Origin of the sequence: Achromobacter aloeverae (assembly GCF_004121055.1) — a bacterium.
GTDB lineage: Bacteria > Pseudomonadota > Gammaproteobacteria > Burkholderiales > Burkholderiaceae_B > Bordetella_C > Bordetella_C aloeverae.
In genome coordinates this window covers 314,647-326,944 of record NZ_PYAL01000002.1, presented here as the reverse complement: position 1 = coordinate 326,944, position 12,298 = coordinate 314,647, and the positions used below count along the sequence as shown (strand labels likewise).

The 12,298-nt window shown below is 62.9% G+C and carries 13 protein-coding genes and 2 pseudogenes; 6 read left to right on the top strand and 9 right to left on the bottom strand.

The features are described from left to right. Positions 1-92 precede the first annotated feature (92 nt). The 3 genes from C7R54_RS08380 to C7R54_RS08370 are packed head-to-tail and all read left to right on the top strand — an operon-like array spanning position 93 to position 2,964. Complete coding sequence (locus C7R54_RS08380; RefSeq protein WP_129149742.1) at positions 93-1,061, top strand: Bug family tripartite tricarboxylate transporter substrate binding protein; 969 nt, start codon at positions 93-95, stop codon at positions 1,059-1,061. Positions 1,062-1,069: 8 nt separating this feature from the next. Beyond that, positions 1,070-1,984, top strand: a complete 915-nt coding sequence (locus C7R54_RS08375) for an amidohydrolase family protein (protein ID WP_158021178.1) — start codon at positions 1,070-1,072, stop codon at positions 1,982-1,984. Positions 1,985-2,004: 20 nt separating this feature from the next. Beyond that, positions 2,005-2,964, top strand: coding sequence for a tripartite tricarboxylate transporter substrate binding protein (locus tag C7R54_RS08370; protein WP_129149740.1), 960 nt, complete (start codon positions 2,005-2,007; stop codon positions 2,962-2,964). Between the two features lie 14 nt (positions 2,965-2,978). Here C7R54_RS08370 and C7R54_RS08365 read toward each other — a convergent pair whose 3' ends face one another. Beyond that, the gene (locus C7R54_RS08365; RefSeq protein ID WP_204524302.1) at positions 2,979-3,641 is read right to left on the bottom strand and encodes an HD domain-containing protein; all 663 of its coding nucleotides are present in this window, start codon (positions 3,639-3,641) and stop codon (positions 2,979-2,981) included. Positions 3,642-3,734: 93 nt separating this feature from the next. Continuing rightward, the gene (locus C7R54_RS08360) at positions 3,735-4,514 is read right to left on the bottom strand and encodes a LysR family transcriptional regulator (RefSeq protein WP_240039436.1); all 780 of its coding nucleotides are present in this window, start codon (positions 4,512-4,514) and stop codon (positions 3,735-3,737) included. A 74-nt stretch (positions 4,515-4,588) separates the two neighbouring features. Here C7R54_RS08360 and C7R54_RS08355 point away from each other — a divergent pair, with 74 nt between their 5' ends. Both C7R54_RS08355 and C7R54_RS08350 read left to right on the top strand, forming a co-directional pair. Next, positions 4,589-5,710, top strand: coding sequence for an alkene reductase (locus C7R54_RS08355; RefSeq protein ID WP_240039435.1), 1,122 nt, complete (start codon positions 4,589-4,591; stop codon positions 5,708-5,710). Continuing rightward, the gene (locus C7R54_RS08350; RefSeq protein ID WP_129149737.1) at positions 5,689-6,408 is read left to right on the top strand and encodes an SDR family oxidoreductase; all 720 of its coding nucleotides are present in this window, start codon (positions 5,689-5,691) and stop codon (positions 6,406-6,408) included. Before C7R54_RS08355 ends, C7R54_RS08350 begins: the two co-directional genes overlap by 22 nt. Positions 6,409-6,483: 75 nt before the next feature. Here the strand turns inward: C7R54_RS08350 and C7R54_RS08345 are convergent, their stop codons facing one another. After that, positions 6,484-7,419 carry an aromatic alcohol reductase gene (locus C7R54_RS08345; protein WP_129149736.1) on the bottom strand — a complete coding sequence of 312 codons (936 nt, stop codon included), beginning with the start codon at positions 7,417-7,419 and terminating at the stop codon, positions 6,484-6,486. A 300-nt stretch (positions 7,420-7,719) separates the two neighbouring features. Here C7R54_RS08345 and C7R54_RS08340 point away from each other — a divergent pair, with 300 nt between their 5' ends. Then, positions 7,720-8,640, top strand: coding sequence for a LysR family transcriptional regulator (locus C7R54_RS08340; RefSeq protein ID WP_129149735.1), 921 nt, complete (start codon positions 7,720-7,722; stop codon positions 8,638-8,640). 6 nt (positions 8,641-8,646) lie between these two features. Here the strand turns inward: C7R54_RS08340 and C7R54_RS29200 are convergent. The 6 genes and pseudogenes from C7R54_RS29200 to C7R54_RS08305 all read right to left on the bottom strand — a co-directional run. Continuing rightward, positions 8,647-8,739, bottom strand: a pseudogene (locus tag C7R54_RS29200) (LysR family transcriptional regulator); the annotation flags it as partial. Positions 8,740-8,826: 87 nt separating this feature from the next. Next, positions 8,827-9,567, bottom strand: coding sequence for an SDR family NAD(P)-dependent oxidoreductase (locus C7R54_RS08330; RefSeq protein ID WP_129149734.1), 741 nt, complete (start codon positions 9,565-9,567; stop codon positions 8,827-8,829). After that, on the bottom strand, positions 9,564-10,460 hold the full coding sequence (locus tag C7R54_RS08325; RefSeq protein ID WP_129149733.1) for an NAD-dependent epimerase/dehydratase family protein: 897 nt from the start codon (positions 10,458-10,460) through the stop codon (positions 9,564-9,566). Before C7R54_RS08325 ends, C7R54_RS08330 begins: the two co-directional genes overlap by 4 nt. Positions 10,461-10,510: 50 nt before the next feature. Beyond that, positions 10,511-10,660, bottom strand: a pseudogene (locus C7R54_RS08315) (DUF2840 domain-containing protein); the annotation flags it as partial. 49 nt (positions 10,661-10,709) lie between these two features. Further along, a complete protein-coding gene (locus C7R54_RS08310) occupies positions 10,710-11,477 on the bottom strand; it encodes an SDR family NAD(P)-dependent oxidoreductase (protein ID WP_129149732.1) in 768 nt (255 codons plus the stop codon). A 64-nt stretch (positions 11,478-11,541) separates the two neighbouring features. Then, positions 11,542-12,243, bottom strand: coding sequence for an NADPH-dependent F420 reductase (locus C7R54_RS08305; protein ID WP_129149731.1), 702 nt, complete (start codon positions 12,241-12,243; stop codon positions 11,542-11,544). Positions 12,244-12,298 lie beyond the last annotated feature (55 nt).

The following is a 12,298-nucleotide window of genomic DNA, read 5'->3' as shown; positions in this document are numbered from 1 at the left end:
TAGGAAATTCAGGCCCCTGGGAAATTCAGCATCCGCCCGGCGGGTCAAAAAGCGGCGACATCGCCGCCAGAAAAATCAAATAGGAGACACTCATGCGAGCTTTGATGCGCGCGCTGACCGGCGCGTTGTTCTGTATTGCGGCGGCCACCGCCGCCGCTGCCTATCCCGACAAACCCATCCGCCTGGTGGTGCCCTTCCCGCCAGGCGGCAACATCGATGCAACGGCCCGCATCATCGCCTCGGGCATGGCCCAACGCCTGGGCCAGACCGTCATCGTCGATAACCGCGCGGGTGCTGCCGGCCTGGTCGGCGCCGAAGTCGTCGCCCGGGCGGCTCCGGACGGCTATACGGTGCTGTTGGGCTCGACGGGCGCGCTGGCGCCCCTGCGCGCGCTGCATCCCGATGCGCAACTGCGGCCGGAACAGGATTTCGTGTCCGCCGGCCCTATCTCGCGCGCATCGCTGGTGCTGGCCATAGGCCCGACCGTGCCGGCCAACAACCTTCAGGAATTCATCGCCTACGCCAAGGCGAATCCCGGCAAGTTGACGATGGCGTCGGCGGGCGTCGGCACGGCCGCGCACCTGACCGGCGAGTATTTCCAGAAGCAAAGCGGCACCAAGCTGCTGCACGTGCCCTACAAGGGCAGCAGCCTGGCCGTGTCGGACATGCTGGGCGGCCACGTCGACCTGACCTTCGACCAGTTGGCTTCCACGTTGGCGCAGATCAAGGCTGGCAAGTTGAAGGCCCTGGGCGTGACCAGCGCGAAGCGCTCGTCCGTCATGCCGGAACTGCCCACCCTGGCCGAACAGGGATTGCCCGGCTTCGAGGCGGCGACCACGACCGGCCTGCTGTTTCCGAAAGGAACGCCCGCCGACGTCCTGGCCCGCGTCAATACCGCGCTGGAAGAAACGCTGAAGGAAGAAAACACCGCCCGCCAGTTCCGTGACCTGGGCGCCGATGTCGCGTTGGGCGCGCCCGCGGACTTCGACAAGGTCCTGAAGAGTGAAACGGCCAAATGGAGCGCCGTGATCAAGGAAGCGGGCATCACCGCGCAGAACTAGGAGCATCCATGACTCAGCACCAAGCAGGGGAAGCGGCCGTATGCCTTCCCCCCTTGGCGCGGGTGTCCCGCCCGCGCCACGCCCTGCCGCCCCACGCGACGGATTGCCACTGCCATGTCTATGACGACCCGGCGCGCTATCCCCTGGTGGAGCACCGTTCCTACACGCCAGCGCCCGCCACGCTGGCGCAATACATTGCGATGTGCGACCAGGTAGGCCTGGGCCGTACGGTGCAGGTCAGCGCCAGCGTCTACGGCGCGGACAACCGCCTTACGCTCGATGTCATCGCGGCCCTGGGCCAGCACCGTGCCCGCGGCGTCGCCGGGCTGCGCCCGGACGTGGGGCCCCAGGAAATCGAAGATCTGCATCGCGGCGGCATGCGGGGCGTGCGCGTGTCCACGCACGTCAAGGGTTATGGCGGCACGCAGGCGATATCGCATTTCGCGCGGGTTATCCGGCCCTTGGGCTGGCACGTGCAGGTGCATGTCAACAATGTGGACGAACTGGCCGAGCTGGAAGAAGAACTGATGCGCGTACCGGTGCCGCTGGTCTTCGATCACCTGGGTTGCGCGCAGGGTACGCAGGGGCCGGACAGCCGCGGTTTCCAGGCGCTGCTGCGCCTGATGCAGCGGCGCGAGGACTGCTGGACGAAGATTTCCAGCTGGTACCGCCGTTCTTCGGACGCCGTGAATTATTCCGACATGGCGCCGCTCGTGCATGCCTTGGTCGAAACCCGTCCGGATCGACTGGTGTTCGGCTCGAACTGGCCACACCCTGCCCTCTTCGCGCCCGCGCAAGTGCCGGACGACGGCCACCTCATCGACAAGTTTTGCGTATGGGTGCAGGACGAGGCCCTGCGCAACCGCATACTGGTGGACAACCCGGCCGCGCTTTACGGTTTTCCGCAAGCCGAGCAGGCGTAGCGCTACGTTCAGGAGACAAAATGAAGCGACGTTCTTTCATGGGCGTGTTGGGCGCCGGCATGGTGGCCGCAGCGGGCGTGGCGCGCGCCCAGGGCGCGCCGACGCGCATCGTCGTCGGCGCCACGCCCGGCGGGGGCACCGATACGGTCGCGCGCTTGCTGGCGGCGGAGCTGGGCAAGTACATGGGCGGCGGCACCTTCGTGGTCGACAACAAGCCCGGCGCCGGCGGCAATATCGCCGCGCAAACGGTCGCGCATGCCGATCCCGATGGCCGCACGCTGCTTGTGTGCTACACCAGCCACGCGATCAATGCCACGCTGTACGACAATCTGGCTTACGACCCGGTAAAGAGCTTCCAGCCGGTGTCCTATCTGGCCACGGCGCCTTCCTTCCTGGTGGCGCATCCGTCGGTCAAGGCCACCACCCTGCCCGAACTCATCGCGCTGGCGAAGGCCCAGCCTGGCACGCTGAACATGGCCCTGCCCGGCATCGGCTCGGCCGGCCATCTGGGCGCGGAAGTGCTCAAGCGCGAAGCCGGCATCGACCTGGTGCTGGTGCCGTACAAGGGCACGGCGCCGGCCATGACGGATTTGCTGGGAGGACAGGTACAGCTGATGTTCGCGGGCGCGGCCATCGCCAAGGCGCAGATCGAGGCCAGGAAGGTAAATGCCTTGGCCGTCAGCAGCGCCGCGCGCATGGAAATCATGCCCTCCGTGCCGCCCGTGGCCGACACGCTGCCCGGCTATGACTTCAGCGCGTGGTACGGCGTGCTGGGGCCCGCCGGCATGGACAAGACCTACGCCGGGAAGCTATCGCAGGCGACCGGGAAGATCCTGGCCGATCCGGTCAATCGCCGGCGCCTCCTGGACGAAGGCCTTATCGCGACGGGCAGCACGCCGGACGGCTTCCGCGACTTCCTGGTGACCGAGGTCGAACGTTGGGGCAAGGTCGTGCGGGAATCGAATGCGCGCGCCGGGTGACCGTGATACTGGGTTCAGCCGGGCCAATCCGACGCGAGGATCGCGCTGCATATGTTGATCCTCTGGAAACCCGGATCCTTGAACGCCAGGATATCATCGTTGAATGTGCCGAAGGTGCTGTTCGGCCGATGCTTCATACCATCGTAGAACGCATCGATGATACCGTGCTTGAAGTCGGCTTCGCGCGGAAACGCTGCCGTGACGGCATTGCGCTGTTCGGCAGTAAAGCTGCCGAAGCCGCGCCCCGCTACGTCCATGCCGGCCCCGACCTGGACCAGCGCGATCTCGGGACGCATGAATTCCGGAATACCTGGCGTCGTGTGGAGCGCGATGGCATTCCATACCGTCTCCAGGTCGCTGTCGGCAATCCCTCGCTGCCGAAGAAAATCCCGCGCGGCATTCGCACCGTCGACTTCGAAGCGCAGGTGGCTATGTTCATACCGCTCGGTCAGGCCGATGTCGTGGAACATCGCAGCGGCATAGAACAACTCGGGATCGAACGTCAGGCCGTTTCGGCTCCCGGCCAAGGCTCCCCATAAATACACACGTACCGAATGCTTGAAAAGCAGATCGCTCTCCGTGTCGCGAATGAACCCGGTAATTTCCCGCGCTAGCTTGCTATCGGGAATCCGCACGCCGGCAATGAATGGGGAGGCGTTGGTATCGTCAGTCATCATTTGGGTGACTCCGGCGTGTTACGGAAGCTGTTAGCCGGGAATATTATGCCTGGAGGAAGGCTAAATAAAGACCCAAACACGAAAGATTCCCACCTAGGGCGCGCTGGGCGAAGACTCCCGCGCCCAGCGCGCCAGCCCGTCTACAACCACTCGCATCTTGGCGGGCAGCGTCTTCATGTGCGGCCAAAGAATATTGATCGGCAATTCGCCTCCGGACCACCCCTCCAGCACGGTCCGCAGGGTTCCTTTTCGGACATCGTCTCGCACCATCCATGACGGAAGTTGCGTGAGACCGTGTCCCGCCCTGACCGCCATCAGCACGGTCTCGAAATCCTGAAACTCATGCTTGATCGGAATGAACTGCCGGGCGATGGAACCATCCGCTTGCTTTAACAGCCAGGCCACGCGGCTTCCTTGCCGCCGTCCCACGATGCAATCGTGCGCATGAAGATCGTCCCAAGACCGCGGGACGCCACGCTGCTCGAGATAACCGGGCGCACCGACGATCACCATGTGTTGAACGCCGATCCGAAGCGCCACCAGGTCCGCCGTATCCTCCAGCTTCCCAATGCGCACGGCCAGGTCGATATTCTCGCCGATCAGGTCGACCCGACGATCCGTGAAACTCACATTGAGATTTAGCGCCGGATAGCGTTTTGCGACATCGAGCAGCACCGGCATGATGTATAGCCGCCCGAAAGCCGTCGGCAAATCGATACGGACCTCGCCGCCAGGCGTGTCCCGCGCCAGAAGGAGCGCGTTCTCCCCGCGATCCAGCTCGCCCAATGCCGCGACACAGCGTTCCAGCCAAGCCTCCCCCGCCGGCGTCAGGGTCAGGCGCCGTGTCGTTCGATGCAATAGCTTGGCCCCCAACCGAGTCTCAAGACGCGACACCGCTCGTCCGACCGCGGCCCCTGGGGCCCATCCACCTCAAGAACCGGGTCGTCATGCCGCCGATGACGCGAACCCGTACTACTGAAGGCGCGCATCCGGCGGACGGCGACATGGCCAATGAACTCGTCGCCAAGTATTACGGGCAGCGCGCCAGCGCTGGCCTGATCATCTCTGAAGTCAATGACGTGGACCAGTCCAGTCACGGCTACGCGCGAATTCCCGGGATACATTCCGAAGCGCAAAAGCGAGCTTGGCTCCCCGTCACCGAAGCAGTTCATCATCGTGGCGGCACCATCTTCATGCAGCTGTGGCATGTTGGTCGACTGGCACATTCGTCTCTATTGCCGAATGGCCAGGCGCCGGTCGGCGTGACGGCGGAACAGGCCATCGGCTCGGAGGTATTCGCACATGGCCCCGACGGTCGGTTGCGCTTCATGGGGGCGGAAAAGCCAAGGCCACTCGGCACCGACGAGGTGACGGCCATGGTGGGCACTTTTGCCAAGGCCGCTGCGAACGCCCGGGAGGCCGGTTTTGATGGCGTCGAGATTCACGCCGCCAACGGCTACCTGATCGAGCAGTTCATGAACTCGGTGCTCAATACCCGCACTGACCGCTATGGCGGAGGCAAGCTGGAAGACCGCACACGTTTCCTGATGGAGGTCGTCGAGGCGGTAGTCGCCGAAATCGGCCCGGGGGGCGTGGGCGTTCGTCTTTCGCCATTCGGAAAGTATGGCTCAATGCCCGCCGATCCGCTTGTCGAGGAGACATTCCTGTATGTCGTCGAGCAGCTCGGGCAACGCGGCGTCGCATATATCCATCTGCTCTACGAGCTTCTACCCGACGGCAACATGGAATCGGCCACGTTCAAGGCGCTCCATCTTGACCATCGCATGCTCGCCAAGGCGCGGGCATCCTTCGCTGGCTCCTTCATCTGGTGTGGCGGTTTCAATGACGTTGAGCGCGCCCAGGCTGCGCTCGATACCGGGCTGGTCGATCTGATTGCCTACGGCCGGCCGTATATCGCGAATCCCGATCTTGTAGAGCGTCTCAGGAACGGCTGGCCCTTGGCCGTAGCGGACCGGTCCGTCTACTACACGCGCAACGGCGAAGTGGGATACACGGACTTCCCTCCATACGTAAAAAAGGAAACAACATGGCGAAGCGAACTTTTCTAATCACCGGTGCAAGCAAGGGTATCGGCCGTGCAGTCTCGGAACGGCTCGCAGCCGCCGGTCATCATGTGGTTGGCATCGCACGCGGTGCCGATCCAGGATTCCCCGGTACGCTGGTGCCGATCGATCTCAGCGACAAAACAGCTTCGACGCTGACCTTCGCCGAGCTGGCCGAACGCTATTCCATCGATGGTGTGGTGAATAACCTCGGCATGATCAAAATGCAGCCCTTGGGCAAAATCGATCTCACGGAAGTGGACGAGATGTTTCGAGGCAACATCCATCCGACCATACAGGCGGTGCAGGCCACCTTGCCGGCCATGCGGGAAAAAGGCTGGGGGCGCATCGTCAATCTTTCCAGCATGGTAGTCGTGGGCATCGCCCAGCGTAGCGCCTATGCGGCAGCCAAGGCAGCAATCAACAGCCTTACGCGCACCTGGGCTTTGGAGCTCGCCGAGAGCGGCATCACGGTCAATGCCGTGGCTCCCGGCCCGGTGGAAACCGAAATGTTCCGCCAGAACACACCCGTTGGCAGCGAAGCGGAAAAGCGCTTCCTATCGATAATCCCGATGCGCCGGCTCGGCAAACCTGAAGAGCTTGCCGCCGCCATTGCCTTCCTGCCATCCGAAGACGCTGGGTACATTACCGGACAGACCTTGTTCGTCGATGGTGGCGGTTCGACCGGCAGGATGGCAATCTGAGCCAACACGGAAGCGGCTGGCGCCGCACGCCCCGTGGCTGGCGTGCGATGCCAAGTCCGGATGAAATCGGGTCGATTACCGCCCTGCCTGTAGGCGAGCGCGCAGATACGCCTCGACGTCCGCCGTCTCGAAGCCGTGGCGCGCGTTGTACGTGCTCGACTTCTCCCACCACATACCGTCCCCCTGGGCGAAAGCCGCGCGATAACGGGTCATTACGTCATCCGGGGCAGCGGCAAGGTCGGCACGGAGCTTATCCAGGCTCCATTCCGTTTTCTCGAATGGAAGCCCGGTGACGCGCTCGACCACCTGCGCCAACTGCCCGTAGGAGATCGTGTCGCCGGCGACATAGACGACCTGGTCGACGATGCGCGGCTCGGCAAGCAGGATCTCCGTGGTGAGCTTTCCGATATCCTCCGGTGTGGTCACGGTGACCTTCGTATCCCAGCCGCCGAGCCCGTGGACCGTCCGTCGCTCGAGGTTGACGACATCGAACGACGGCTCGAACAGGAAACTGGTGAACATTCCGGTCGACACGATCACCCATTCAGTGGCGGTCTGGCCGCGCAGCAGTCCACGTACGTCGTACTGCTCGTCGAACACAGGCTGCCCGCTACCGCGTCCCACCACGTCGTAGTCGACGCCGAATTGCCACGGGAAGTACCGCTTGACGCCCGCGGCCAGTGCCGCCCGAGTGATCTTCATCTGAGTGCCCGGCCCGGCCACGAAACCGGTGCAGTTCACTACCGTCCTGAATCGCTTGAACAGGCTGGTCAGCGTCTGTGCGTCCGACGCCAGATCCAGGCCCATGACCTCGACGCCGAGCTCGCGCAACTCGGCGACAGTCGCCGTATCCTGTCCGGAGGGGCGGTTCACGGTTTGCGGCGCGACCAGTACGGTCAGTTGCTCGTTCGCTGCCCGAAGGCGCGGAGCAAGCTCCCGGATGACCGCCATTCCCAATTGCCCGGCGCCGAGCACCAGGATGTCACGTAAATCTACTTTGCGTGTGTTCATACAGTATCCATTTCATGAATGAGACCCACCAGGAAGAGCCTCGTGAGCTCCCCGCTCGAGCGGTTAGGTCTGGACATCGCTCTCGAAGTAGCGTTTGCACAAGTCTGCGCGAACAAGGCGGTCAGATATAGACCCAATGTTGAGTTTTGGTATTAGCGGATATGGAATAATCGACCCGAAATTTCCCGATTTCGACCCCAGGCGGTGAAATTTTTGACAACTTCCGCGGAGTTAATTCGCAAACTCGGAACAATTCTTGAAGCTGCGGGGAAGACGCCGCCAGAACAAAGGAATATCGGAATGGATAGACTTCAGGCCATGCAGGTTTTTGCTCGCGTCGTCGAAGCGCACAGCTTCGGCAAGGCCGCCACCAGCCTGGCTATTCCGCCGTCGTCGGTGACGCGGGCCATCAAGGAGCTGGAGACCTATCTCGGCGTACGGTTGCTTCAACGGACAACCAGGCATATCAGCCTGACGCCAGATGGAAGCCTCTACTACGACCACTGCCGCCGCCTGCTGGCGGAGATAGAAATGGTGGAGTCCTCATTCCCGGGCAGTGCGGGACAGCCCCGGGGAAAGCTGCGTGTCGACATGACGTCTTCGTTCGCGCGCCTGTTCGTATTGCCCGCCATCAAGGAGTTCCAGGCTACGTATCCAGACGTGGAACTGACGCTGACCCTGGGTGACAGGACCATCGATCTTGTGCAGGAAGGCGTCGATTGCGTAATCCGTGCGGGTGTACCCCAAGACTCCGCCATACTCGTCGCGCGGCGTATCGCCGGGTTCGAGTGGATCACCTGCGCATCGCCCGCCTATATCGAGGAATATGGCGAGCCAAAATCATTGGACGACCTGCGCAACCACCATGCAGTGGGTTTCCTATCGAGCCGAAACAGCCCTAGCTCGCATTGGAGCTTCGTGATCGACGGCGAGGAGTCTGCCGCCCAGGTCCCCGAGCGCATTACCGTCAACGATACGGACGCCTATGTTTCCGCCGGCTTGCACGGCCTGGGCCTGATCCGTGCCGCCAGCTACATGGTGATCCCTTATCTACGCAGCAAGCAACTGCGACAGGTGTTGCCCGGCCTGACGGCGCCGACAGTTCCTTTATCGATCATGTACCCGAGGAACCGCCATCTTTCCCCAACGGTTCGAGCCTTTGCCGACTGGATCGCGAAACTTATCCATGATGTGGAGCCGGAGTGGAAGTTGCAGGTGTAGAAGGCGCGGCGACTGTTCAATGTGCAGTCGCTCCGCTGCGGGGACCAACTGTAGTTCTTCAGCGACCGCAATGAAGCATCGTAAGGAGCGATGAAGCATCGTAAGGGGCGCAATTCCATGGGTCATCGCTCGCCCTGTCCGGCCCAAGTGACGCCTTGCGATGCTTGGGCCTTCATCGTCTCTTTTTCACAGCCGCATCAAGCCACCATCGACCACTAACGTCTGCCCCGTCACAAAGCGCGCGTCGTCGCTGGTAAGGAAGGCAACGGGACCAGCGATGTCGGCAGGCGTGCCAAGGCGCTTGATTGCCTGCATCATGTAGACCTGCGCCTTCTGCTCGTTAGGCATGCCGCTGGCACCTTCGGTGTCGGTGATGCCGGGATGGACGGCGTTGACAATGATGTTGTCGGCCGCCAACTCGTTGGCGAGCGCGCGCACCAAGCCGATCGCACCCATCTTGGACGCGACGTAGTGCGAGAACCCCATGCCGGGTGGCGTCACCATATCGACGGCGTCCGAACCAATAGTGACGATCGAGCCGCCGCCGGCTTTTCGCATCAGCGGTACGATCGCGCGGGCCCCGAGCAGATGCGCATCGAGATTCACAGCGAGCACACGCCGCCATTCGACAGGAGTCATTTGATCAAGCGTCGCCAAGGGATAGATGCCCGCAGCGTGTACAAGGATGTCGGCCCGACCAAATGCGTGCTCGACCTGCCCGGCGACCTCGGCCCATCCTCCTTCACTCGCCACGTCGGCAGCGACTGCGATAGCGCCATTGCCGATCGCCTTCGCCGCTTCGTCGGCGCTCTCGCGGTTGACGAGAACTACCTTGGCGCCTCTCTCGGCAAGAAGATTGGCGATTCCGCGACCGATGCCTTGCTTTCCACCGGTGATAATTGCGACTTTGTCTTGATGCGTTTTCATGAATTTGCTCCTTGGTTAAATTGCGGGTCCGCGAGCGCACGCAGCCGCGGCTCGCCGACTTCTGATAACAGGTCGAGTTGGAAGGGCTTCCAGCCCAACTCGGTTCGTGTCCGGGGATCACGGGAGCGGCTGCTGGCAGACTGGATAAGCGCCCCGAACGTACCGAATACCTGGGCCGCCTCGTCCACCGTCAGACTTCGCGTCTTGACCCCTAGGTCATGCGCCACGGCCTCAGCGATCCAGCGATACGGAATTTCGCCGGCTACGGCGTGATACAGCGCACCGGCTTGTCCGCGCGCGATGGCGAGCGAGAACAGCCGGGCAAGGTCGGCGCTATGCACGTTGGAGTAGGTCGCCAGTCCCGAGCCGATATAGCAGGCAGCGCCCGTAAGCGCGACGGAGCGGTACACGCTCGCCACTGGCCCGTTGTCGCCCGGCCCCCAAATCATCGGCGGTCGAATCACCATGCTTCGCATGCCTTGCGCGGCGCTAGCGCGGACAATCCCTTCCGCCTTTACCCGTGGAAGCGCCAAGGGCTCCGGCACGAACGGATCGTCTTCGGCAAAGCTGTCGGAACTCCACGCGCCGCCGGTGCGCTGCATGAAGACGCCGCTGCCCGATAGGAAGATCAACGTCTTGCCGCGTCCGGCGAGTGCATCGCACAGCGTCCGGATGACGGCCGGCTCGCGGTAGAACGCGACTTGAGCGGCGTAAATGGTGACGTCGGCCAACTGCGCAGCAGCGGTTATCGGCGCCAGGCCGGCATCAAGATCGCCGCGAATGGGCTGGATGCTTGCGGCTTTCAGGGCTGCCTCGGCGCGGTCGGATCGCGCTAGCCCCCGGACCCGTCGTCCCTCAGCAACAAAGTGCCTTGCAAGAGTTGGAAGGGCCATCCGCAGGCGTGATGCCTTTCCAGGCTGCCTATCCAGCGGATCGATTGCCTGGGCCGGCAGGCAGGTGGCTGCTGCAGCGCTTCAAAGGTACCTGACTGCATCACCATGAGCTGCCAGCGCACGGCGCCGTAATCGTTGGCCTGCAAGCGGATGGGGCGGAACGTCGCGTCCGACAGGAACACCGCGCAACGCCGCCAACGGCTTGATGGCCCGATTTCCTCCGGTGTATCGGGTTCCGCCCAGACGGAATCAGAGCTTGTAGCCGCCGCTGGCTTCGATCACCTGGGCAGTCACCCAACGGCCTTCATCGGAGGCCAGGAAAGCAACGACAGCGGCAATGTCCGAGGTTTCGCCAAAACGTCCCAACGCGGTATCGGCTTCGATTGCCTTCACCATGTCGGCGTTTTCGCGTACAGCGGCGTTCATGTCCGTTCGCGTCCAGCCCGGCGCCACGGCGTTCACCGTGATTCCGCGCGGTCCCAATTCCATCGCCAACGCATGGGTCAGGTTGTTGATGGCCGCCTTGGCCATGGCGTAGATGGGGACGGCCGGCAATGGGCGCGTAGCCAGACCGGAGGACGTATTGATGATCCGACCACCATCGGCGAGACGGCTCAGCGCGGATTGAACGACGAAGAACGGTGCGCGGGCATGAACCGCGAACATCGTGTTCCAGGCGTCCGGCGTCGCATCGGCAAGGCCGCCCCAGCCGGAATTGCCGGCGTTATTGACCAGAATGTCGAGCGCCTTGCTTCCCTTCCTTGCAGTAAGCTCGCGGTCGAGCGCATCGAACAATGCCGGGATCGCTGCAGCATCGGCGAGGTCCGCGTGAAGCGCGAAAGCGGTGCCGCCCGTTTTTTCGATAGTCGTAACCACTTCTTCTGCGCCTGCGCTGCTTGCGTTGTAGGTGATGGCGACGGTCGCACCATCGGCCGCAAGCCGTTCGGCAATCGCGCGACCGATGCCGCGCGATCCGCCGGTGACGAGAGCGGTTTTTCCCTTGAGGGACTGGGACATGAGACTCTCCTAGGTAAAGCGAAATGTGGTTTCAGTGGTCTTGCGGATCGGATTGCGAGGTGGCTCAGGTGATCCGTTCGCGTACGACCGGGCCTGGGCTTGCCTCGATGACCGACAGCGCCAGCCGGACAAGGCCGTCCGCGTCCCCGGCATATTCATGCTCGGCAATGTGGTGCAGCAGGATGCCGGCCTGCTCCAGTTGCCGGGCGCCTTTGAGGGGGCCGGCGTTGATGGGCCTGAAGCCGGCATCCGCGATCAGACCGCGCGTGACCTGCGCGGCCGATGCGTCGTCGCTGACATAGAAGACGTTGGGCTGCACCGGCGACTTCGACCACGCTGCGGCTTCAAGCAATGGCGATCCCAGCAGATTGAACGCCTTGACGATCCGGGCCTTCGACAGGCGTTGCTGCAAAACCTCGGAGGTCGAGTTGTCGCGCATGAAGTCCAGTTCGTGGAAATGCTGAAAATTCGCGGTGACGCCGAGCGGGTTCATGGTCTCGATGACGGTCTTGCCATCGAGCGCGTCGCCTACTTCGCTGACGATCGCGTCGACCCGCGGCCAGTAGACGGAGAACAGAACGGCCTCGCCGAACTCGGCGGCCTCGCGGATCGTGCCGAGCCGGGCCCGGTCGCCCAGTTCTGCCAGCAACGGTGCGATCTTGCGATCCTCGCCGTCCTTCGCAATGACGAGGTCATGACCTGCGGTTGCCCAGGCTCGCGCCAGGCGGCTGCCGACATTGCCGGCATTCAAAATTCCTATCTTCATTTTGCTTTCGAGCTTCCCAGTTGTGTTGAAAGCACTACTCTAGGGATGATCGAAA